At 45.7% G+C, this 21,960-nt stretch carries 19 protein-coding genes and 1 riboswitch; of the genes, 12 read left to right on the forward strand and 7 right to left on the reverse strand.

Going from position 1 to position 21,960, the window contains the following annotated elements; all coding sequences use genetic code 11:
• Positions 1 to 49 precede the first annotated feature (49 nt).
• The gene (locus tag KIV41_RS01255; protein ID WP_010445417.1) at positions 50 to 250 is read left to right on the forward strand and encodes a DUF1107 domain-containing protein; all 201 of its coding nucleotides are present in this window, start codon (positions 50 to 52) and stop codon (positions 248 to 250) included.
• A 48-nt stretch (positions 251 to 298) separates the two neighbouring features.
• Here KIV41_RS01255 and msrA read toward each other — a convergent pair whose 3' ends face one another.
• Complete coding sequence (gene msrA / locus KIV41_RS01260; protein ID WP_045386406.1) at positions 299 to 937, reverse strand: peptide-methionine (S)-S-oxide reductase MsrA; 639 nt, start codon at positions 935 to 937, stop codon at positions 299 to 301.
• 166 nt (positions 938 to 1,103) lie between these two features.
• Here msrA and KIV41_RS01265 point away from each other — a divergent pair, with 166 nt between their 5' ends.
• From KIV41_RS01265 to KIV41_RS01280, 4 genes are all read left to right on the forward strand, one after another.
• The gene (locus KIV41_RS01265; protein WP_045386407.1) at positions 1,104 to 2,816 is read left to right on the forward strand and encodes an autotransporter assembly complex family protein; all 1,713 of its coding nucleotides are present in this window, start codon (positions 1,104 to 1,106) and stop codon (positions 2,814 to 2,816) included.
• Positions 2,813 to 6,673, forward strand: coding sequence for a translocation/assembly module TamB domain-containing protein (locus KIV41_RS01270; protein WP_252041538.1), 3,861 nt, complete (start codon positions 2,813 to 2,815; stop codon positions 6,671 to 6,673). Before KIV41_RS01265 ends, KIV41_RS01270 begins: the two co-directional genes overlap by 4 nt.
• Positions 6,674 to 6,698: 25 nt before the next feature.
• A complete protein-coding gene (locus KIV41_RS01275) occupies positions 6,699 to 7,046 on the forward strand; it encodes a gamma-glutamylcyclotransferase (RefSeq protein WP_010445423.1) in 348 nt (115 codons plus the stop codon).
• A 64-nt stretch (positions 7,047 to 7,110) separates the two neighbouring features.
• The gene (locus KIV41_RS01280; protein WP_010445425.1) at positions 7,111 to 7,449 is read left to right on the forward strand and encodes a DUF2799 domain-containing protein; all 339 of its coding nucleotides are present in this window, start codon (positions 7,111 to 7,113) and stop codon (positions 7,447 to 7,449) included.
• 75 nt (positions 7,450 to 7,524) lie between these two features.
• Here the strand turns inward: KIV41_RS01280 and ppa are convergent, their stop codons facing one another.
• Together ppa and fbp are read right to left on the reverse strand one after the other, a co-directional pair.
• On the reverse strand, positions 7,525 to 8,058 hold the full coding sequence (gene ppa, locus KIV41_RS01285) for an inorganic diphosphatase (protein WP_010445428.1): 534 nt from the start codon (positions 8,056 to 8,058) through the stop codon (positions 7,525 to 7,527).
• Positions 8,059 to 8,183: 125 nt separating this feature from the next.
• Positions 8,184 to 9,200, reverse strand: coding sequence for a class 1 fructose-bisphosphatase (gene fbp, locus KIV41_RS01290; RefSeq protein ID WP_005430527.1), 1,017 nt, complete (start codon positions 9,198 to 9,200; stop codon positions 8,184 to 8,186).
• Positions 9,201 to 9,514: 314 nt separating this feature from the next.
• Here fbp and mpl point away from each other — a divergent pair, with 314 nt between their 5' ends.
• The 5 genes from mpl to thiQ all read left to right on the forward strand — a co-directional run bounded on the left by mpl (position 9,515) and on the right by thiQ (position 15,060).
• Positions 9,515 to 10,873 carry a UDP-N-acetylmuramate:L-alanyl-gamma-D-glutamyl-meso-diaminopimelate ligase gene (gene mpl / locus KIV41_RS01295; RefSeq protein ID WP_045386412.1) on the forward strand — a complete coding sequence of 453 codons (1,359 nt, stop codon included), beginning with the start codon at positions 9,515 to 9,517 and terminating at the stop codon, positions 10,871 to 10,873.
• Entirely contained in the window at positions 10,873 to 11,511 is a 639-nt protein-coding gene (locus KIV41_RS01300; protein ID WP_038885341.1) for a flavin prenyltransferase UbiX, read from the forward strand. The genes mpl and KIV41_RS01300 overlap by 1 nt, the downstream gene beginning before the upstream one ends.
• Before the next feature lie 32 nt (positions 11,512 to 11,543).
• A riboswitch (TPP riboswitch) is annotated at positions 11,544 to 11,693 on the forward strand.
• 69 nt (positions 11,694 to 11,762) lie between these two features.
• A complete protein-coding gene (thiB, locus tag KIV41_RS01305; RefSeq protein ID WP_045386414.1) occupies positions 11,763 to 12,755 on the forward strand; it encodes a thiamine ABC transporter substrate binding subunit in 993 nt (330 codons plus the stop codon).
• Positions 12,756 to 12,769: 14 nt separating this feature from the next.
• Positions 12,770 to 14,362, forward strand: a complete 1,593-nt coding sequence (gene thiP / locus KIV41_RS01310; RefSeq protein ID WP_285335546.1) for a thiamine/thiamine pyrophosphate ABC transporter permease ThiP — start codon at positions 12,770 to 12,772, stop codon at positions 14,360 to 14,362.
• Entirely contained in the window at positions 14,356 to 15,060 is a 705-nt protein-coding gene (thiQ, locus tag KIV41_RS01315; protein ID WP_285335547.1) for a thiamine ABC transporter ATP-binding protein, read from the forward strand. Before thiP ends, thiQ begins: the two co-directional genes overlap by 7 nt.
• 75 nt (positions 15,061 to 15,135) lie before the next feature.
• Here thiQ and KIV41_RS01320 read toward each other — a convergent pair whose 3' ends face one another.
• From KIV41_RS01320 to argR, 4 genes are all read right to left on the reverse strand, one after another.
• A complete protein-coding gene (locus KIV41_RS01320) occupies positions 15,136 to 15,573 on the reverse strand; it encodes a universal stress protein (protein WP_005430588.1) in 438 nt (145 codons plus the stop codon).
• A 44-nt stretch (positions 15,574 to 15,617) separates the two neighbouring features.
• On the reverse strand, positions 15,618 to 18,197 hold the full coding sequence (locus tag KIV41_RS01325) for a TRAP transporter permease (protein WP_045386422.1): 2,580 nt from the start codon (positions 18,195 to 18,197) through the stop codon (positions 15,618 to 15,620).
• A gap of 290 nt (positions 18,198 to 18,487) precedes the next feature.
• Positions 18,488 to 19,456 carry a TAXI family TRAP transporter solute-binding subunit gene (locus KIV41_RS01330; RefSeq protein ID WP_010445448.1) on the reverse strand — a complete coding sequence of 323 codons (969 nt, stop codon included), beginning with the start codon at positions 19,454 to 19,456 and terminating at the stop codon, positions 18,488 to 18,490.
• 385 nt (positions 19,457 to 19,841) lie between these two features.
• Positions 19,842 to 20,312 carry a transcriptional regulator ArgR gene (gene argR, locus KIV41_RS01335; protein WP_045386424.1) on the reverse strand — a complete coding sequence of 157 codons (471 nt, stop codon included), beginning with the start codon at positions 20,310 to 20,312 and terminating at the stop codon, positions 19,842 to 19,844.
• A gap of 360 nt (positions 20,313 to 20,672) precedes the next feature.
• On the opposite strand from argR, the gene mdh reads away from it, so the two are divergent.
• A complete protein-coding gene (gene mdh / locus KIV41_RS01340) occupies positions 20,673 to 21,608 on the forward strand; it encodes a malate dehydrogenase (protein WP_038885336.1) in 936 nt (311 codons plus the stop codon).
• Between the two features lie 125 nt (positions 21,609 to 21,733).
• Positions 21,734 to 21,925, forward strand: a complete 192-nt coding sequence (locus KIV41_RS01345) for a hypothetical protein (RefSeq protein WP_010445455.1) — start codon at positions 21,734 to 21,736, stop codon at positions 21,923 to 21,925.
• The last annotated feature ends 35 nt before the right edge of the window (positions 21,926 to 21,960 follow it).

Consider the following 21,960-nt stretch of genomic DNA (forward strand, 5'->3'; position numbering starts at 1 on the left):
GCCAGGAAAGAGCAATTGGTGTTTTCTCAAAAGGATGTTGAGGTGAGTTATGCTACGTGAGTTTGCTGTGTACCGTCCACGTCAGGTGGCGCGTTTCGTTAAGACTTTGTTTAAAGGTCAGTTCTCAATAGTCGGTGTGGGCGAGTTTCGTTTTGATAATGGAAAAGTGTTACTGCCAGACGTCAAAAATCCGCAACATCTTTCAATTTTTAGAGAAGTAAATCAAGCGATTCTCTCTCTCCCAATTTAAAATCAAAAATTGTAAAAGAGCGACTTTAGTCGCTCTTTTTTGTTGTCGCTACTCTTCGAGACTCGGTGGGAAACAGACTCCTGTGCCACCTAAGCCGCAGTAACCGTTTGGGTTTTTCGCTAGGTATTGCTGGTGGTAGGTTTCTGCAAAGTAGTATGGTCCAGCTGGCTGAATTTCGGTCGTAATGGTCGAGCGCTGCTCTTCTTGTAGTGCTTGTTGATACTGAGCTTTTGATTTTTCAGCTGCATCCTGTTGCTCTTGCGAGTAAGTATAAATAGCAGAGCGGTACTGAGTTCCTAAGTCGTTACCCTGACGCATTCCTTGAGTCGGGTCGTGTTTTTCCCAGAATACCGCCAGCAATTGCTCTAAAGAAATCACGCGTTCATCAAATACCACGCGTACTACTTCGGTATGGCCAGTTTTGCCGGTGCACACTTCTTCGTAAGTTGGGTTTGGCGTATAACCGCCAGCGTAACCGACCGATGTTGAGAGTACGCCATCGAGTTGCCAAAAAAGACGTTCAGCTCCCCAAAAACATCCCAGGCCGAGTAATAGCTGTTGCTGGTTGGTTTTTGGCTGCGCCGTTAAGCTCGATTGATTTACAAAATGCGTGTCCTCGATCTGCATTGGTGACTCTCGGCCCTGAAGGGCATCTTCTATACTGATCATTGTCTGTTTGTTGAGCATGGTATTTGTCCTTTAATACATGTCTTAATTTTGCGAAAAACTCTATTCAGTCTGAATATGATGTTGTGATGACATAGACCGTGTTAAACCTATTAATATTACAGACTTAGCCTTTATTTGGCGTTATTATTGTTTACGTTTATTTAACCTCGTCCAGCTAAAAAGCATGATAAGAAAAGCTACTCCGATCATTGTCAGCCTACTTGCCTTTTCTCATAGCGCTTACGCCGATGTATCCCTTACGATAAAGGGGATTGATGGCGCGCTAGAAGATAATGTGAACGCTTATTTGTCTTCCATTCCTGAAGATGATTACTCTACGTCTTTGCGTTTTCAGGCGCGATTAGAACAAAGTATCACCGAAGCACTCAATGCGCTCGGCTATTATCATGCGAAAATTTCATACACTATTACGAAAGATAATGATGAGTTGATCGTTAACGTCCAGCCGGGGGAACCTGTCAGAATCAAAGTCATGGACGTGGTGATATCAGGTGAAGCGAATCAAGATGAAGAGTTTACTAAGCTGCTCAATAAGTCACCGCTCAAAGTGGGCCGTATCCTAAACCAAGGAGAGTATGACTCTCTGAAATCAAGCATTCGTAATTTGGCGCTGCAACGTGGTTATTTTAATGGTGATTTTGAGCTTAGTAAGCTTGAAGTCATTCCAGAGCTTAATGAGGCGAATGTACGCTTACATTACAACAGTGGTATCCGCTACTACTTTGGTTCAGTGGAAATTACGGGTAGCCAAATCTGGGAAGAGCGTGTGGCGTCACTTCGCCCGTTTAAGGAGGGGGAACCCTATTTAGTTTCAGAGGTCGGTCAATACAATCAAAACTTGTCCAATACTGATTGGTTCTCATCTGTGTTTGTTGAACCAGATTTAACTCAGCTTGACGATGGACGAGATTTACCGATTAAAGTGTCCCTCGCTCCTGCTGCGAAAAACCAAATTGAAACGGGTATTGGTTATTCAACCGATACTGGTGTCCGCGGGACATTAAAGTGGAAAAAACCGTGGGTGAGTGCACGAGGCCATAGTTTCGACACTGCACTTTCCCTGTCTAAGCCAGAGCAAACTGTCACCGCAGGTTATAAAATCCCACTTGATGATGTATTGCACGAGTACTACCAACTTCAGTTCGGTTTAAAGCGTCTTGATAACCGTGATACGGAGAGTTTGGAATCAAACCTGGCAGTGGAGCGCCATTGGATTACCGATGGTGGTTGGCATAAGACTCTGTACGTACGTCACTTGTATGAAAACTACTCTCAAGGCTTGCAAGAAGACGGTGTACAGTTTGTCCTTCCTGGGGCGTCTTTTTCAAGAACCCGAACTCGTGGCGGAAATATGCCAATGTGGGGAGATAAACAAAGCGTGACTATCGAGTACGGTGATCCCGCGGTGTTGTCTAACACTCGAGTGTTGCGACTACTAGGGCGTACATCGTGGATTCGCGGTATTGGAGAAAATCATCGTGGTTTGTTACGCCTAGAGGGCGGGGCAAATATTACCGATGAACTTGAAAAACTGTCGCCATCGCTGCGTTTCTTCGCTGGTGGTGATAACAATATTCGTGGTTATGGCTATGAGTCGATTTCACCAGTTGATGAGAGTGGCGCTTTGACGGGTGCTAAGTACATTGCGACCAGCACGTTGGAATATCAATATCGTGTCTATGGCAATTGGTGGTTAGCTGCCTTTTACGATTACGGTGATGCATTCAATAAGACCCCTGATTGGAAAGCAGGTGCCGGTGTTGGTATCCGTTGGGCTTCTCCTGTTGGTCCTGTGAGTTTTGACTTCGCATGGGGCCTAGATGCTGTGCCTAAGAATGACTTCCGCATCCACTTCTCTTTGGGGCCTGAATTATGATCAAAACAACTCTGAAGTGGACGAAATGGTTCTCAATCGGCCTACTGACTCTTATTGTGTTGCTGGCGATTTTCGTCGGCACAATTTTGTTTACCCATCCAGGTCTAAAGTTGGCTCTTTGGGGGACAGAGAAAGCGTTACCGCAGCTTAAAGTCGAGCAAATTCAAGGTTCGCTATTCCCACGTTTTGCGCTGCATAACGTCAGCTTTGTGGATGAGTCTCTCCATGTTGATGCTAAGGTGGAAAGCTTAACGCTAGCGATTAATTTCCGTTGCTTCTTCGATCCTAAAGTGTGTGTGGATGAGTTGTCACTGCAAGGTGTAAACTTCCAGATGCCAGAGCTGCCGCCTTCAAACGAAGAGCAAGAAGAAGAAACACCACCGCTTCGTTCAATCAGTACTCCCGTTCCTATTTTTGTTAACAACGTTAGCTTTAACGACATCAACCTGAACATCTTGGGTAACAAGATTGATTGGCAAGATTTCTCGACTGCATTGTCGATGCAAGGTGACCGATTGGTCATTGCTCCAACTGCATTGAAAGCTATCAATGTGGCACTTGCACCAAGTGAAGGTGCGACAGAAGAGAAACCAGCGCAACCAAAAGATACGGAGCCAAAGACTAAGCAAGCAGAGAAGCAAGCTAAAGCGACGCCAGACTCTACGGAAGATCAACAAAAAGACGCGAAAACCCAAGTTACAGCAGAAGCTAAACCTGAAGGGATTGTACTGCCTGAGGTATGGATTCCGCTTACCATTGAAGCAAAGCGTCTGGATATTCATGATTTTAAATTAGCTGGCGACACTCCAGTTGTCGTTCACCATCTAGGGCTAGAAGCAACAGCAGGTGGTGACAAAGTCGATGTCAAAACGCTAGAACTTGATATGCCAGAAGTGGAAGGCCAATTAAGTACTCAAGTAACATTATCAGCCGATTATCCAATTCAAGCGCAGATTGACGCTCTGGTTAAACAAGCGGATGTAAAAGGTCAGAAACTATCGCTGTCTGCATCTGGTTCGGTTGGCGATTTATCATTGCAGGCGACGTTATCTGACTTGGTGAAAGCCAAGATTGAAGGCCAAGTTCAACCGCTCAAACCTGAGTTGCCATTTGATATCAAGCTGAAAGATGTTGCCGCGCAATGGCCATTAAGTGGTAAGAGTGATTACCAAGTTTCTGTTCCTAGCCTCGCAGCCAAGGGCTCACTAAAGGGCTATACCGTTGCGCTAGAAACTAAGGCTTCGGGTAAAGATATTCCTGATGTGGACGTGGTGTTAGACGGTAAAGGTACTCTGGAACAGATCGATTTGGACAGTCTCGTTGTCAAAACGTTAGGCGGTGAGTTAGCTGGTAAGGTGATGGCTAACTGGTCAGCACCAATTAACTGGCAAGCAGATCTGAATTTGAAGAACATTCAGCCTGGTTTGCAATGGAAAGAAGCGGAAGGTGACATCAGTGGTAGCCTATCAACTTCTGGCTCTCTAACTGAGCAAGGTGGTTGGCAAGTCAGCCTACCTACGCTGGACATCGACGGTATTTTGCGTGGTTACCCACTGAATATCGAAGGCCAACTAGAGGCATCAGATAAGACAGGAAAGGGCGAAGACATTCGGCTTAATACGCAAGGCTTGGCTTTATCTCATGGTCCAAACTCTTTGCGCGCAAAAGGTAAGATCGACAAACAGATCTTGATGGATGTTGAGGTTAACTTCCCCGATTTCGCAAAAAGTGTTCCTGATCTTGGTGGTAAGATGAATGGTACAGTTGCACTGCGTGGCAGTTTAAAGCAGCCAGACATTAGCTTAGATCTCGCGCTTAACCAAGTGAATTGGCAACAGCAGGCAAAGGTAGAAACCATCACTCTAAAAGGGGATGTGACGCCTCTGCCTGCACCAAAAGCCGATGTTAGTCTGGTTGCGAAGAGCATTACCTACGATGACATTAAAATCGATAGTGCTGATTTGGAGTTAAGTGGCGATGAGAAACTGCACCAACTGACGCTAGACGTGGTTTCAGACATCGTTTCAAGTAGTTTAGAAATCGAAGGCACTTTCAAGCAGAAACCAGAAATGATCTGGGATGGTGCATTACGCCGACTCACGTTAAGTACGCCACAAGGCCCTTGGGCACTACAGAAATCGACGGCCGTTAAAGTCAATATTGATAAGCAGATTGCGGATGTACAAGCACACTGTTGGCTACAGTCAAAATCAAGTGTGTGTTTGAGTGAAGATATCAGTGTCGGTAAGAGCGGTGAAGCGAAGTTAGCCATCACTAACTTTGATTTCGACCAAATCAAACAGTTCTTACCAGCCGAAACCAAACTGCAAGGTTCAGTGAACGCCAACGCTTTTGCAAAATGGTCTCCAGACATGAAACCGGAAGTCACGGTGAATGTGGATGTGCCGCAAGGTCAGGTAGAACAAACACTAGAACAGCCAATTAAGGTCGGTTGGGACAGTGTCAGCCTTAAAGCTAAGTTAGCCCAAGACAAACTGGATGCCGAGTGGTTATTTGACGTTACAGATAACGGCGATTTATCTGGGAAGGTGTCGTTAAATGATGTCTCGTCAGAGAAGCCAACTATCGATGGTAAGGTATCACTATCAACGTTCCATTTAGACTTCTTGGCACCACTGATCGGTGAGTACAGCCTATTTAAAGCGAACATGAACACCGACCTGGCTCTGTCTGGTGATGTGATGCATCCGAAAGTGAATGGTCAGTTCTTGATTGACCAGATGAAGTTGCAAGGTGAAGTCACGCCAATCGATATTAACTCTGGGCAAGTTGCGATTAACTTCAAAGGTCATCAAGCGGATTTAGATGCGGGTATTATTACACCTGATGGCAAGCTTGAAATTAATGGTGATGCAGATTGGAGCGACTTAGAAAACTGGCACACCAAAGCCCGAGTATTTGCCAAAGAGTTGAAAGTTGATATGCCACCAATGGTGCAAATTAAAGTTGAGCCAGATATGACCATTGATGTCACGCCAACTTTAGCCAAAGTAGAGGGGAATGTTAACTTACCTTGGGGGCGCATTTTGATTGATGAGCTGCCACCAAGTGCGGTCAGTGTGTCGAGAGACACGGTTATCTTGAACAAAGACATGCAGCCAGTTGATGAAACCCCTGCATTACCATTTAATGTTGAAACTGATATTAATATTAAAATTGGTGACGAGTTTCAGCTGTCAGCCTTTGGTCTAAAAGGTGAGCTGCAAGGTAACTTGAACGTGACGCAAAAAGATAAAGGTCCGTTTATTGTCGGTGAAGTAAACATCATTGATGGTTCTTACCGTTCATTCGGCCAAGATTTGGTGATTGAAGAAGGCAAGATCATGATGAATGGTCCTGCAGATCAGCCTTATGTTTCTATTAAGGCAATTCGTAACCCAGATAATACTCAAGATGATGTCACTGCAGGTGTTCGAGTGACGGGACCCGCGAGTGATCCTTCGGTAGAAATCTTCTCTGATCCTGCGATGCCACAAGCAAATGCATTATCTTACTTATTACGTGGTCAAGATATTGATGCGGAATCTGGCGGTAATGCGATGACTACTACGTTAATCGGTCTAAGCTTAGCAAAAAGCGGCAAAGTTGTTGGTGAGATTGGCGAAGCATTCGGTGTGCAAGACTTGCAGTTGGACACGGCAGGTTCAGGTGATGACTCTCAAGTAACGGTCAGTGGCTATATTTTACCAGGCCTTCAAGTGAAATATGGCGTTGGTATTTTCAATTCGTTAGGTGAGTTCACCGTTCGCTACCGTTTAATGAAGGATTTGTACATCGAGGCGGTGTCTGGATTAGATAGTGCTGTCGATATTCTTTACCAATTCGAGTTTGATTAGGTGCATTCGATAACAAGGAGCAGTTATGCAGCATCTCGTATTTGTCTATGGCACTCTTCGTCAAGGAGAGTCAAACCATCACTACCTGAAGTCAGCACAGTTTTTGGGGCATCATGAGACTGATGCCCAGTTTGCGCTGTTCGATCTAGGGCCTTATCCGGCATTGTCTCGCGGTGAAAAGAGGGTGTTTGGAGAGGTCTACCTTATTGATGAACAAACGTTAGAAGCTTTAGACCTGCTTGAAGATGTGCCAGTGGAGTACCGACGAGAGAGCATTGCAACACCGTTTGGCCAAGCTTGGATCTATCTTTATCAAGATACAGAACAACTTTCCGAAGAGATTGCTTCAGGAGATTGGTGCCAGCGAGTGTGAACTATACTTGAACCAGCAACGTATGCATTGACGATATATACAACAAAGACTTGGGAGGTCTGCGATGAAATATCTATCTCCAATCATACTACTGCTGCTTGTTGGTTGTTCTAATAGCACACCGCCAAGCGGTACTGACAGCATGCAATGGAATCAATACGGTATGCAGCGCGCGGAAGCGGGTGATACTAAGCTGTCTATGCAAGAGCTTAACAAAGATGATGAGCTTTACATGGCGTATAGCAACGGCTATGAAACAGGTCGTGCTAACTATTGTGCTCAAGACGCTTTCTCATTAGGTGAAAGCAGGCGTTATTACCGAGGTATTTGCGATGAGATTGACGATAGGTTTCGTCGAGAATATGAGTTGGGCAGAACCCTCAAGGGTAGTAAACGTTACTGATTTAATCGCCCCTAGTACAGCTTAGAACAAAGAGCCGCAGTTAATTAGCGCGGCTCTTTGTCTCTTTATTAGAGGCTATTTTTGGCCTTGAGCGCGTTCATAAGATTCTAAAATCTCAGCTTTCGCAGCTTCTACATCAGCCCAACCGTCGACTTTCACCCACTTGCCTGCTTCAAGCTCTTTGTAACGTTCAAAAAACTGTGTGATTTGAGCTTTGAGTAGCTCTGGAATATCTTCAACATCTTGAATGCCTTCGTACTCTTTTGAGATTTTAGAGTGCGGGACAGCGAAGACTTTCGCATCTTCACCTGATTCATCTGTCATTTTCAGTACACCGACTGGACGGCAGCGAATCACAGAACCTGGCATTAATGGGTAAGGGGTCGGGACCAGTACGTCCACTGGGTCACCGTCTAGAGAAAGAGTATCGTTCACATAACCATAGTTACATGGGTAGAACATTGGCGCAGACATGAAACGGTCGACAAATACAGCACCAGTGTCTTTATCTACTTCGTATTTGATTGGATCCGCGTTAGCAGGGATTTCGATAACGACATAGATATCGTCAGGCAGTGATTTACCTGCTGGTACGTTGTTTAAGCTCATTTGAATATTCCTTTTCATTGAGGATTAAGCGTTTAGAGGCTTAATCTGGCTAATATTTACGCAGTTCACTTTAACGACAAAAACGCGGCAGGTAAACACCCGCCGCGTTGGACAAAGGTCTGAAATTAGTCTTCTTCGCGATTCAGCTCAAGAAACTCTTCGACTTTGTTGACCATGTTCTTTGAACCCACAAAGAAAGGCACGCGCTGGTGCAGTTCAGTAGGTTTCAAATCCATAATGCGGTTTACACCGTCAGACGCCAAACCGCCAGCTTGCTCAATCAAGAATGCCATTGGGTTGCATTCGTACAACAGACGCAGTTTGCCTTGAGGGTGGCTTTGCGTGCTTGGGTACAAGTAGATGCCGCCTTTCAGCAGGTTACGATGGAAGTCTGCAACCAATGAGCCGATGTAGCGAGATGTGTATGGGCGACCATCTTCAGGCACATTCTCCTGACAGTACTTGATGTACTTCTTCACGCCCTGCGGGAAGCGGATGTAGTTACCTTCGTTGATCGAGTAGATCTTGCCGTCTTCTGGGATCATCATGTTTTCATGAGATAGACAGAAGCTGCCAATCGATGGGTCGTAAGTGAAGCCGTTTACGCCATTACCCGTGGTGTAAACCAACATAGTAGATGAGCCGTAAATCACGTAGCCCGCCGCCACTTGTTTGTGACCAGGCTGTAGGAAGTCTTCTTCTGTTGGTGGGGTACCAATAGGAGAAACTCGACGGTAAATAGAGAAAATCGTACCGACTGATACGTTCACATCGATGTTTGATGAGCCATCGAGTGGGTCCATTAGTACAACGTACTTTGCGTTTTGGTTAAGTTCTTTATTGAACGCAACCGCTTCATCTTCTTCTTCACTGGCAACGCCACACACTTGGTCGCGTGCTTCGAGTGCTGCTTTGAACTTGTCGTTCGCGTATACATCAAGTTTTTGCTGATCTTCGCCTTGTACGTTCTCTGTACCTACAGCGCCAGTGATATCACCAAGACCTGCCGCATTGATTTCGCGGTTTACGATTTTTGCAGCTAAACGAATAGAAGCTAATAGAGATGAAAGATCACCGCTAGCGTGGGGGAAATCCGCTTGTTTCTCAACAATGAATTCGCCTAGGGTGCGCAGTCCTGACATGGTTTATCCTTACATTTTTCATTTCGTTGGGGGTGTCACGCAATGGGGTCATCTCTTTATGGATGTTAAACGATTGCGTTAGATGTAAGTTTATGACGTAGATCTTATTAATGGTAATGAAGTAACCGACTGAGATCGCAAATTATTTGTCTTATTGCATAAGAAGCGAATCTCTTGGTTAATGCTTGGTCAGTCAGCCCTAAGCCCTGTCAGATTTGTGAAAGAGACTGCAAGAACACAGCGAAAGGCTCTCGCTTTTCTGGTGGTTATCACGATAATGAAAGGATTAAAGAACGCATTACAAGGTTAAGTTTATGCACATTCATATCTTGGGTATCTGCGGCACGTTTATGGGCGGTGCGGCAATTTTAGCGCGTCAGCTAGGTCATAAAGTGACGGGTTCGGATGCCAACGTTTATCCACCAATGAGTACCCTGTTGGAGTCTCAAGGTATTGAAATTATTGAAGGCTTTGACCCTTCTCAACTTGACCCACAACCTGACCTCGTGGTGATTGGTAACGCGATGAGCCGTGGTAACCCATGTGTTGAGCATGTGCTGAATACCAATATGCGTTACACCTCTGGCCCACAGTGGTTACAAGAGTTTCTATTACACGATCGCTGGGTTCTGGCGGTATCGGGTACCCATGGTAAAACCACCACTTCAAGTATGTTGGCTTGGATCCTAGAAGATTGTGGCTACCAACCGGGATTCCTTGTTGGTGGTGTGCTGGGTAACTTCGGTGTATCCGCTCGTTTGGGTGAAAGCATGTTCTTCGTCGTCGAAGCGGACGAATACGACAGTGCTTTTTTCGATAAACGATCTAAGTTTGTTCATTACCATCCACGCACGTTGATCATGAATAACCTTGAGTTCGATCATGCGGACATCTTCGATGATCTAGAAGCGATCAAGCGTCAATTCCACCACTTGGTGCGCACTGTTCCAGGCAACGGTTTGATCCTTGCACCAAAGCAAGATCAGTCGCTACAAGACGTGATCGAGCGCGGTTGTTGGACAGAAAAGCAGTTCTCAGGGGTCGATGGTGATTGGCAAGCACACAAACTGGTTGTTGATGGCTCAAAATTTGAAGTGTCACTGCAAGGTGAGAAAGTGGGCATTGTGGATTGGGACCTTGTTGGTGATCACAACGTGGATAACGCTTTGATGGCTATCGCTGCTGCGCGTCATGTTGGTGTTGCACCAGAACTGGCTTGTCAGGCTCTTGGTCGCTTTATTAATACCAAACGTCGCTTGGAGCTAAAAGGCGAAGAGCAAGGCGTGACGGTTTATGATGATTTTGCTCATCATCCAACGGCGATTGAACTGACATTGGGCGGTTTACGTAACAAGGTTGGTGAAAAACGTATCCTTGCCGTTTTAGAACCTCGTTCTGCGACCATGAAACGTGGAGTGCACAAGAATACTTTAGCGGCTTCTCTACACAGTGCCGATGAAGTGTTCCTCTTCCAACCAGATAGCATTGATTGGTCGGTACAAGAGATTGCAGACCAGTGTAAACAGCCTGCGTTTGTTGATGCAGAGATGGAAACTTTTGTCGCAAAAATCGTCGAACGAGCGCAACCGGGCGACCAAATTCTCGTGATGAGTAATGGTGGCTTTGGTGGTATCCACGGCAAGCTTCTAGAACAACTGAAACAAAAAGCTTAATGACATTTATGCAGCAAAAAGTAACCCCTAAAAAAGCCATCACATTAGCACTAACGGGTGCCTCTGGTGCCCCATATGGACTTCGTCTTCTTGAATGTTTAGTGGCAGCGGATTACCACGTCTACGTGTTGATCTCTTCGGCTGCCCGCGTGGTAATGGCGACCGAACATGACCTGAAACTGCCAAGTGGCCCTGAAGCGGCGCAAAAGGCGCTGGTTGAACACCTTAATTGCAATCCAGATAACATCACCGTTTGTGGCAAAGATGATTGGTTCTCGCCTGTGGCTTCGGGCTCTGCGGCACCTAAGCAAATGGTGGTGTGTCCATGTTCTGCAGGGAGTGTCGCGGCCATTGCACACGGCATGTCGGATAACTTGATTGAGCGTGCTGCTGATGTGGTAATGAAAGAGCGCGGACAGTTGCTGCTTGTAGTGCGTGAAACGCCATTCTCGACGTTGCATCTTGAAAACATGCACAAGCTTTCGCAAATGGGTGTCACCATTATGCCTGCAGCGCCGGGCTTCTATCATCAACCTAAAACTATCGAAGACTTGGTTGATTTCATGGTGGCGAGAATTCTTGATCACCTTGGCATTGAGCAAGGTTTAGTGCCACGTTGGGGTTATGACCAACGTTGATTGTGTAATCAATAAAAGACCTTTACAATCCATCCAACTCATCGGGGAGCAAACCCACTTGGCATTGATCTTATCAATACTATTGGGCGCTGAGACCTAATCGCTTAACGTTGTTGAGCAAACAGGGACCCGTATTACCTGAACCAGATAATGCTGGCGTAGGAATTGAGTCTGGATATTGGAAGTCCTAAATACCGTCTCAACCCTGTGCCGCTCAACTCATTTTTACTAATGCAAATGGAGAGCGAGCAGTGAAAACCACTCTTAGTCTGATTGCCCTTGCAGCCATCACTTCTACTTCAGCGTTTGCCGCTGAAAACCCTCTAACTGTCTACACGTACGACTCTTTCGCTGCTGATTGGGGACCTGGTCCTAAAGTCGAAAAAGCGTTCGAAGCCAAATGCGGGTGCGATGTTAACTTCGTTGCGCTGGACGACGGTGTTTCTATTCTTAACCGCCTTCGTTTAGAGGGAAACAATAGTAAAGCGGATATCGTGTTAGGTTTGGATAACAACCTGATGGCGGAAGCGAAAAAGACCGGGCTACTGGCTGAACATAATGTCGATACATCGAAAACGACTTTGCCTAGTGGTTGGAAAGACAAGACCTTCGTACCATATGACTACGGCTACTTTGCGTTTGTATACAACAAGGAGAAGTTGGCGAATCCTCCAAAAAGCATGAAAGAGCTGGTGGAAGAGCGTGATGATCTGAAAGTGATTTACCAAGACCCTCGTACTTCGACGCCGGGTCAAGGCTTGATGTTGTGGATGAAGTCCATCTACGGCGATGATGCGGCTCAAGCGTGGAAGCAACTGGCAACGAAAACAGTTACAGTTACTAAAGGTTGGTCAGAAGCTTACTCGATGTTTTTGAACGGTGAGTCTGATCTCGTGCTGTCTTACACGACCTCTCCCGCGTACCATTTGATTGCAGAAGATGACGCGAAATACGCAAGCGCAAATTTTGCCGAAGGGCACTACATGCAAGTGGAAGTGGCGGCTAAGGTTAAAGGCTCAAAGAATGCTGAGCTAGCAGATGAGTTCATGAACTTTATTTTGAGTGATGATTTCCAATCTGCGATGCCAACTGGTAACTGGATGTACCCAGTGACTGACGTTGAGTTGCCAAAAGGTTTTGAAACTCTGAGCGTACCTAGCAAACCACTGAGCTTTAGTGCAGACGAAGTAGCGAAAATGCGCAAGACTTGGATTCGCGAGTGGCAAAGCGCATTGACGTTCTAACATAGGTTCTACTTTTGAATTCTGTTCCGAAAATAGGGTTAGGGGTCGCGATGATTATCGCGACCTTTGTTATTTCTGCCCTCGGCGCTTTGATTGTCCAAGCGCCTTCACTTGATGTGTCTATGGTGTGGGGAGACCCATACTATCAACACGTCACCAAGTTCAGCTTCTACCAAGCTTTCCTTTCTACACTATTGAGTGTTGGCTTTGCTATTCCTGCTGCTCACGCACTTTCTCGACGTGAGTTCTTTGGGAAGTCTCTACTACTAAAGTTGTTTGCGTCTACCTTAGTTCTGCCGGTGTTAGTTGGTGTATTTGGCTTATTGGCGATTTACGGTAACAGTGGCTTATTAGCACAATGGCTGAAAAGCATCGATTCGGAGCTGCCGTTTTCCATCTATGGCCTGAACGGTATTTTACTTGCGCATGTGTTCTTCAACATGCCTTATGCGGCGCGACTCCTTTTGCAGGCATTAGAGTCGATCCCCGCAGAGCAACATAAACTGTGTGCACACCTTGGAATGAGTCATTGGGACAAGTTTCGTTGGGTGGAATGGCCACGCCTAAGGCAGCAATTACCACACGTAAGCGGCTTGGTGTTTATGCTTTGCTTTACCAGTTTTGCCACCGTGATGGCGCTGGGTGGAGGACCGAAGTCGACCACCATTGAACTCGCCATTTATCAGGCGATTAAGTTCGATTTTGATCTGCAGGCTGGGGCGCTTTTGGCACTGTGGCAAATGCTACTATGTGGCTTGTTAGCGATTGGCGTGCAGAAGTTGACGAAGCCAGTCTCAGTAAGCGCTGGTAGCACATCGGTACAGCAATATTTAACGAAGGATCATGGGGGGGCAAAAGCTTGGGATAGCTTTTGGATCATAGGTGCCTTTTTACTAGTAATTCCGCCACTTGTGATGGTGGTGTTCAGTGGTATAAACCAACAAGTTTGGTCGGTATTGACCGATGAGCGTTTTTGGTCTGCACTGCTTAATTCACTCAAAGTTGCGGCACTGGCGAGCTCTCTTGCCGTTGCAGCAGGCGTATCGATTTTACTGACCAGCCGACGTTGGCGATTGCAGTGTAAAAACACTCGCGCCGATCAAATTGAGCTTATCGGAACCATTATCTTAGTAACGCCGGGATTGGTGATCAGTACCGGATTGTTCCTGTTACTGCGATCGTTTACCGATGTTTTCAGCTTGGCGTTTTTTGTGGTTATTTTGGTCAATGGCTTAATGGCATTGCCATATGTGATTAAAACCTTGTCTCAACCCATGTTACATATTGAACAGCAGTACCAGTACGTGTGCGCCAGTTTGGGTATGCGTGGTTGGCAACGTTTTAAAGTCGTGGAGTGGCAAGCACTGCGCAAGCCATTTGCACATGCTTTTGCTATCAGCTTTATGTTTGCAATTGGCGACTTAAGTGCGATTGCTTTGTTCGGTGGGCAAGAGTTTAGAACCTTACCGCTGTATCTATTCCAACTGCTGGGCAGTTATCAAATGGATGCCGCTGCAGTGGTATCGGTTACCTTGTTGTTACTCAGTGTCGGCTGTTTTGCGGTGATTGAGAAAGTGTTGAAAACGAAGGAGAGAGCGCAATGTTAGTGTTGGATGATGTGCAGTACACCTATCAACGTGAACTGTTTCGTTTTGACTTAGCCATTCAGCGTGGGCAAATTGTTTCGCTAATGGGGCCGAGTGGGGCGGGCAAATCTACCCTATTGGCGTTAGTGGCTGGTTTCATCAATCCAGACCAAGGCGATATTTTGGTTGATGGTGAGTCTATCGTGCGTAAAGAGCCTTATCAGCGTCCGTTTTCAATGCTGTTCCAAGAGCATAACCTGTTTGCTCACCTGCCAGTAAGGGACAATATTGGTTTGGGCTTACATCCGGGTTTAAAGCTCACGGCAGACCAAAAACTGCTTGTTGAGCAAGCGGCGAAGCAAGTCGGGGTTGTTGAGTATCTGGACCGTTTACCAGAACATCTTTCTGGTGGTCAGCGTCAGCGTGTGGCACTTGCGCGTTGTTTTGTTCAGCCGCATCCAATGTGGTTACTCGATGAACCTTTTTCTGCACTAGATCCAGTGCTGCGTGAAGAAATGCTGACACTGGTTAAACAGCTTGCTGCTGAGCGTGGTATTACCGTTTTGATGGTGACGCACCATCTAAGTGATGCCAGAGCGATTGCTAGTCATTTTGCATTTGTAGCTGGTGGTCAGGTTGAAGCTGCTGGTGCGATTGGTGAGCTTAACGCTCAACATAGCAGTGAAGCATTGAAAGCCTTTGTCAAAGCGGCGGGGTAAGTTTTCTACATTGTAAAAATAAAAGGTTGATGCAAGCATCAACCTTTTTTCATTTTATGAGTTTGAATGAGCGCGTTAACCTTGCGGTTTCACTACCATTACATTGATTGGTGAGTTCTCTACCACTTTACTTGCCACAGAGCCCAGCATCACTTTGTTGATCTTTGAGCGTTTATGGCTTGGCATAATGATTAGGTCAGCACCTAAACGTTCTGCGTAATCAAGGATGGTTGCATACGCCTTGCCTTCTGCAACGTGGACTTTGTAGATCACTTCGTCATCAATATGTTGGTCTGCAAAGGCTTTGAGTTGCTGCTTTACGTCTTGCTTCATTTTCGCCGCCGCATCTTTCGGGAAGTAAGTTGCGACCATCGACATATGAATACCAGGCAAAACAGTTAACAAGTGAACTTCAGCATTGGCTTGCTTTGCCTGCCATACCGCTAATTCAACAGCGCGGTCAGAAAAGCCTTGGTCATTTAGATCAACCGGAACAAGAATTTGTTTGTACATTCAATGTCTCTCATTGAGGCCCCTTATCCTCGGGGCCAAATCGGTTATGCGCTCAGCTGTTCCTTACGAGCACGACGTTTTTGGTTCAGGGCAAGTACCAGCAAGATCATTAAGCAAGGCACAAATACCCATTCTTTCATTGGACGATCTGCGTCTTGAACAATCCATTTGATCTCCCAGTCGAAGTCGACTCCGGCTGACTCTGCCGGGCTGCCAAACTCAACCATGTCTACGATCATTTTTCCGTCGTTCTCGGTCAGCATTAGGCCCATTGAAGAAATACGTTCTTCAGCGGTTGCTGCTTTATCTTCGAACGGAAGACGTACCGTTTTTTCAACGTAGTCACCTTCAAGGTTTTCACCAGCGACACGTAACTCTATGGATTCTCCTACATTTAGCCCTTCTGTTATTTGAGCTATCTCAACGCCAGGGGAAAGAACTTTCGCGGGATAAAGCATGTCCCACCAGAAACCTGGTCTAAAGAAAGAGAAAGTGAGCACTAATAGGAGAACGGTTTCCCACCACTTGTTACGTGTGAACCACCAACCTTGTGTTGCTGCTGAGAAGATCAACATCGCAATGATCGAAGAGATCACGGTTAACGCCAAATGCCACCATGTATCGATCCCCATTAATAACAGTTGCGTGTTGAAAACGAACATGAATGGCAGAATTGCGGTTCGAATATCGTAGGTAAAGCCTTGAATACCAGTACGAATTGGGTCTGATTTTGCAATAGCTGCTGCGGCGAAGGCTGCCAAACCTACTGGCGGCGTATCATCGGCAAGAATACCGAAGTAGAACACGAATAAGTGCACCGCAATCAGTGGGATGATCAAGCCGTGTGCTGCACCTAAAGTGACGATAACTGGCGCCATCAGTGTTGATACCACGATGTAGTTTGCTGTGGTTGGTAGACCCATACCCAAGATCAAGCTGATCACTGCAGTAAATAGCAACATCAGTATGATGCTACCGCCGGAGATGAACTCAACAAAGTCCGTCATTACAAGGCCAATACCAGTTAGTGTTACTACACCAACAACGGTACCCGCAGCTGCGGTCGCAACACCGATACCAATCATATTGCGCGCGCCAGAGACTAAGCTTTCAGCTAGATCGACAAAACCGTCTTTCGTTTGTTCGACAAGATCACCCTCTTTGGACAACACTGCAATCAACGGACGCTGTGTCAGCAAGATGAAGATCATAAATACCGTGGCCCAGAATGCTGATAGGCCTGGCGAAAAACGCTCAACCGTCAAACACCAAACCAATACGACGATAGGCAATAGGTAGTGCAGACCAGATTTAATCGTTGGGCCCGGATCTGGTACTTCGGTTAGCTCAGCATCAATTTCAATCGCGCCATCTTTAACGTGATTCGCTGAAATCTTCACAAGACTGACATAAGCAATCAGTAAAGCTACAGTAACGATAGGTGTTGCTGCATCGCCGAAGACGTCTTTAGTCCAACCCACACCGTAGTAAACCAAGGCGCTGATGACGCACAAGCCAAGGATAGTGCCGGTAAATGATAATAGGCTTTGTAGCATGGTTGGGTTGTGGCGACGAGGGAGGCCGGTCATGCCTGCTTTACATGCTTCAAGGTGAACGATGTAAATCAGAGCAATGTAGGAAATAAGTGCAGGAAGTAGGGCTGCTTTGATTACTTCAACGTAAGAGATACCAACATATTCAACCATTAGGAAGGCTGCAGCGCCCATGATAGGCGGCGTCAGCTGGCCATTGGTTGAAGCAGCTACTTCTACTGCGCCCGCTTTGGTACCAGGAAAGCCAACACGCTTCATTAGCGGGATGGTGAATGTACCTGTGGTTACCACGTTAGCGATGGATGAACCTGAAACGAGACCGGATAGACCGGATGCTACAACCGCCGCTTTCGCAGGACCGCCTTTCATGTGACCAAGCAGTGAGAAAGCAACCTTGATGAAGTAAGCGCCCGCACCAGCACGTTCTAGCATGGCACCGAAAAGTACAAATAAGAACACGAAAGATGTTGATACACCAAGCGCAACGCCAAATACACCTTCTGTTGTTAGCCATAGGTGCGACATCGCTTTGTTTAAGCTCGCACCTTTGTGGGCAATTACGTCGGGCATGTATGGGCCCGCGAAGGTATAAGTCAGGAACACGGCAGCCACGACCATCAGTGGTGGACCTAATGCGCGTCGTGTTGCTTCAAGTAGTAAAACCATACCTGTAACGGCAACCACGATATCCATGGTGGTTGGAGCGCCTGAACGGCCAGCCAGTTCGGTATAGAAAATAAAGATATAAGCTGCTGAAAAACTGCCCGCTAACGCCAATACCCAGTCGATTAATGGGATATGATCTCGCGGAGAATTCTTCATTGCAGGATAAGCAGTAAATGCTAAAAAAGTAGCAAATGTAAGGTGGATCGCACGGGCTTCAGTGTCATTCAGTACGCCAAAATTAAAAATAAATGGTAGTGGAGATGCATACCATAATTGAAATAGTGACCAGCACAGCGGAACGAACCATAAGATTCGGCCTTGTAGCCCAGATGGGCTGCGCGCTCCAGTATCGGCTTGAGCCACCATTTCTTGCACATCTTGTGACGGAGTGTTGTTCGTCGACATGTACTTTTCCCTTATTATTGATGGTCCTGTCTTAGATTTACTTTTCGAGAACCTTATTTCGCCTCTTTCAGTGTAGTGAATAGGGCAAAACTTGCTTCTTATTGGTGTCTGGCTGTTTCCAGTAGAACGGCAAAGCTCTGGATTAAATAAAGCCAGCTTTAATTTTTCTTGAGTAATTGAACGCGATTCTAGGAAATAGAACCGGATAATTGAATTGAACAGGCGATTAGAACTACCACCTGCTTTCAAGCAGAGAGCCATCCCTCTCTGCTTGATTTATGGCGAATTGGTTATTTAATCAAACCAATTTCTTTGTAGTATTTTTCTGCACCTGGGTGAAGAGGGATAGAAAGACCAGCTTTCACCATGTCTTCTTTTTTCAGGTTTGCGAATGCTGGGTGTAGACGTTTGAATGTGTCGAAGTTTTCGAACACAGCTTTTGCTACGTTGTATGCAACATCATCTGATACATCTGTTGTTGTTACCATCGTTGCCGCAACACCGAAGCTATTTACGTCTTTGTCTGTACCGCGGTACATGCCAGCTGGAACTGTACTGTATGCGTAGTATGGGTTGTCTGCTACGATCTTTTCGATCTGTGGACCCGTTGCAGATACTAGCTTAGCATCACAAGATGTTGTTGCTTCTTTGATTGAACCGTTCGGGTGACCAACCATGTAGATAAACGCATCGATCTTGTTGTCACATAGCGCTTGTGAACGCTCAGAGCCTTTTAGCTCAGATGCCAGTTTGAAGCTGTCGTTTGTCCAGCCCATAGCATCCATTACTACGCCCATTGTCGCGCGGTCACCAGAACCAGGGTTACCGATGTTTACACGTTTACCTTTCAGGTCTTGGACACTTTCAATACCAGAGTCTGCGCGTGCAATGATGTTAAAAGGTTCTGTGTGAAGAGAGAACATCGCGCGTAGCTTCTTGTATGGGCCTTGATCTGCAAACTTGCTTGTACCGTTGTAGCCGTGGTACTGCCAATCCGATTGCACGATACCAAAATCCAGCTCACCGGCACGAATTGTGTTCACGTTGTAAATAGAACCGCCAGTAGACTCTACAGAACAACGAACGTTGTGGTCTTTACGACCCTTGTTTACCAATTTACAAATTGCACCACCGGTAGGGTAGTAAACACCAGTTACAGAACCTGTGCCGATTGTGATGAATTCTTGAGCGTTAACAGCGCCTGCGCCCATTACAGCTGCAGCGATAGCGCCTACTTTAATAAGTTTGGTAAATGCCATGAATTTCCCTTCCTTTATTTTTTATCTACCCAAAAGTAACCATAAGCTACTTCTGAAGTTTCCTGTCTGGAAACGGCATCTTTTTCAATCCTAATGTTTGAAAAAGCGAGCGAATAATAACAAAAATTTGGCAGAAAATTATCCGATTGTTAAAACTTATAGCGAAAAAATCTAATGGGTAGTCATGGGAGTAAAAGAAAATAGAGAGTAATAGTTCTTTTATTACAGCTACTTAAGTGTTTTCTGGTGGGGTTGGTGAAAATAATTAATAGCGTGATGTGCGTCACGTTTTTTGTGGATGAAAATTAGCCTAATTAGCAAACATTTTACATAAATTATGGGCTACAAAAACTCAACTATTTTCATAGCCCATAAGTAGTTAGCATTAACCAGCGTACTCGAATAACTCACATACGGAGTTGAACAACTGTTCCGTCGTTACTGCCATTGTTGGTGTGATAAAAATGGTGTCATCACCAGCAACCACACCTAAGATGCCCTCGGACTTACCAAGTGAGTCAAGTAGACGAGCGATAAGTTGAGCTGCGCCTGGACCAGTATGGATAACAACTAAAGCTGCGTTGTGGTCGATGTCTAACACCAATTCACGCAGAGAGCTACTTACTGTTGGGACGCCTAGCTCAGCAGGAAGGCAGTAAACCATCTCCATTTTCGCATTACGTGTACGAACCGCACCAAACTTGGTTAGCATGCGAGAGACTTTAGATTGGTTAATACTTTCGAAACCTTGCTGTTTTAGTGCATCAACAATCTCACCTTGTGAGCCAAAGCTTTCTTCTTTTAATAGTGCTTTAAAAGCGCGAACTAAATTGTCTTGTTTTTCTGAATTGCGCATAGTGTTTTTTGATTCTCTTCATCTAAGTATCAGCAATGTGCATATTTTCGCATAGATATTCATCTAAAGCCAAAAGCTCCAACTAATATGTTAATTCCATCACTGTAAACCCCAAAGAGAATAGTGTTTCGTATTGTTCCAAAAACTAGGTGAAAAATGACATTGAATTTCTTGTCATTTCAGTCGAATAACAGAATAATCGAGGCCTCATTTGTAGCACGATAACAGTGAGTTGCGCGAGGTCGCAAAGATGACGTTAATTGATTGTAATCAAGTTGTGATTCCGATAGCTTTATTTTAGCTGGTTACAAAATACCCTACGAATACGTTTATAAGAGAAATACTCTCAAGGAGAACTACATGAAAGTAGCCGTTATTGGTGCCGCTGGTGGCATCGGTCAAGCTCTGGCCCTTCTACTTAAGAACCGCCTTCCTGCAGGTTCTGACTTAGCCCTATACGATATTGCTCCAGTAACTCCTGGTGTGGCAGCCGATCTTAGCCACATCCCAACTCCGGTTTCTATCAAAGGTTACGCTGGTGAGGACCCAACACCTGCACTTGAAGGTGCGGACGTAGTACTTATCTCAGCTGGTGTTGCTCGTAAACCTGGTATGGATCGCGCAGATCTATTTAACGTAAATGCTGGCATCGTTAAGTCGCTAGCAGAGAAGATCGCGGTAGTATGCCCGACAGCATGTGTAGGTATCATCACTAACCCAGTGAATACCACAGTGCCAATCGCAGCTGAAGTGTTGAAAAAAGCAGGCGTTTACGACAAGCGCAAACTATTTGGTGTTACAACGCTAGATGTTATCCGTTCAGAAACATTCGTCGCTGAACTAAAAGACAAAGATCCGGGTGACATTCGTGTGCCTGTTATTGGTGGCCACTCTGGCGTAACCATTCTTCCTCTACTTTCTCAAGTTGAAGGTGTTGAGTTTACTGCTGAAGAAGTGGAAGCGCTAACGAAGCGTATCCAGAACGCAGGTACAGAAGTTGTAGAAGCGAAAGCGGGTGGCGGTAGTGCGACTCTATCTATGGGTCAAGCAGCGTGTCGCTTTGGTCTAGCACTAGTACGTGCACTTCAAGGTGAAGAAGGTGTGGTTGAGTGTGCATACGTAGAAGGTGGTAGTGAGCACGCTCCTTACTTTGCACAACCTGTGAAGCTAGGTAAAGATGGTGTCGAAGAAGTGCTAAGCTACGGTGCTCTAAGTGACTACGAAAAGTCAGCACTTGATGGCATGCTAGAAACGCTAAATGGTGATATCAACATTGGTGTTGAGTTTGCTAAGTAAGCCTCTCTCTATATAAAGAGCATCATATAATGACAAAGCCGATCTTAAGATCGGCTTTTTTGATCCTTTTTTTGTTGGCTTACGTATCAGAGTCAGAACCAAGTAGCGTTGTGAAGGAGAAGATGATGGAAGCAAGTCGAATCCGTAAAGGTATGGTTGTAGAGTGTCAGCAGGGAGTAGGGACCATTTTGGTGGTTGACCAAGAAGCGGAAACGGTACTGTTGGCTAAGCAAGGCTCTGAAGAGCAATTAGCGGTTAGCTTCGATGAAATAGAAGATAACCCTCAACTCCATGGTAGTAGTGACCAGTATTACTAGAATGATGCTCAACGTTTAAAAACAATAGATAACAA

It is taken from the genome of Vibrio sp. D401a (assembly GCF_030248515.1).
Lineage (GTDB): Bacteria > Pseudomonadota > Gammaproteobacteria > Enterobacterales > Vibrionaceae > Vibrio > Vibrio rotiferianus.

Excerpts from the sequence above, each read along its gene's own strand:
- KIV41_RS01255 (WP_010445417.1), top strand. The coding sequence starts at position 50 with ATGCTACGTGAGTTTGCTGTGTACCGTCCACGTCAGGTGGCGCGTTTC.
- msrA (WP_045386406.1), bottom strand. The coding sequence starts at position 937 with ATGCTCAACAAACAGACAATGATCAGTATAGAAGATGCCCTTCAGGGC.
- KIV41_RS01265 (WP_045386407.1), top strand. The coding sequence starts at position 1,104 with ATGATAAGAAAAGCTACTCCGATCATTGTCAGCCTACTTGCCTTTTCT.
- KIV41_RS01270 (WP_252041538.1), top strand. The coding sequence starts at position 2,813 with ATGATCAAAACAACTCTGAAGTGGACGAAATGGTTCTCAATCGGCCTA.
- KIV41_RS01275 (WP_010445423.1), top strand. The coding sequence starts at position 6,699 with ATGCAGCATCTCGTATTTGTCTATGGCACTCTTCGTCAAGGAGAGTCA.
- KIV41_RS01280 (WP_010445425.1), top strand. The coding sequence starts at position 7,111 with ATGAAATATCTATCTCCAATCATACTACTGCTGCTTGTTGGTTGTTCT.
- ppa (WP_010445428.1), bottom strand. The coding sequence starts at position 8,058 with ATGAGCTTAAACAACGTACCAGCAGGTAAATCACTGCCTGACGATATC.
- fbp (WP_005430527.1), bottom strand. The coding sequence starts at position 9,200 with ATGTCAGGACTGCGCACCCTAGGCGAATTCATTGTTGAGAAACAAGCG.
- mpl (WP_045386412.1), top strand. The coding sequence starts at position 9,515 with ATGCACATTCATATCTTGGGTATCTGCGGCACGTTTATGGGCGGTGCG.
- KIV41_RS01300 (WP_038885341.1), top strand. The coding sequence starts at position 10,873 with ATGACATTTATGCAGCAAAAAGTAACCCCTAAAAAAGCCATCACATTA.
- thiQ (WP_285335547.1), top strand. The coding sequence starts at position 14,356 with ATGTTAGTGTTGGATGATGTGCAGTACACCTATCAACGTGAACTGTTT.
- KIV41_RS01320 (WP_005430588.1), bottom strand. The coding sequence starts at position 15,573 with ATGTACAAACAAATTCTTGTTCCGGTTGATCTAAATGACCAAGGCTTT.
- KIV41_RS01325 (WP_045386422.1), bottom strand. The coding sequence starts at position 18,197 with ATGTCGACGAACAACACTCCGTCACAAGATGTGCAAGAAATGGTGGCT.
- KIV41_RS01330 (WP_010445448.1), bottom strand. The coding sequence starts at position 19,456 with ATGGCATTTACCAAACTTATTAAAGTAGGCGCTATCGCTGCAGCTGTA.
- argR (WP_045386424.1), bottom strand. The coding sequence starts at position 20,312 with ATGCGCAATTCAGAAAAACAAGACAATTTAGTTCGCGCTTTTAAAGCA.
- mdh (WP_038885336.1), top strand. The coding sequence starts at position 20,673 with ATGAAAGTAGCCGTTATTGGTGCCGCTGGTGGCATCGGTCAAGCTCTG.
- KIV41_RS01345 (WP_010445455.1), top strand. The coding sequence starts at position 21,734 with ATGGAAGCAAGTCGAATCCGTAAAGGTATGGTTGTAGAGTGTCAGCAG.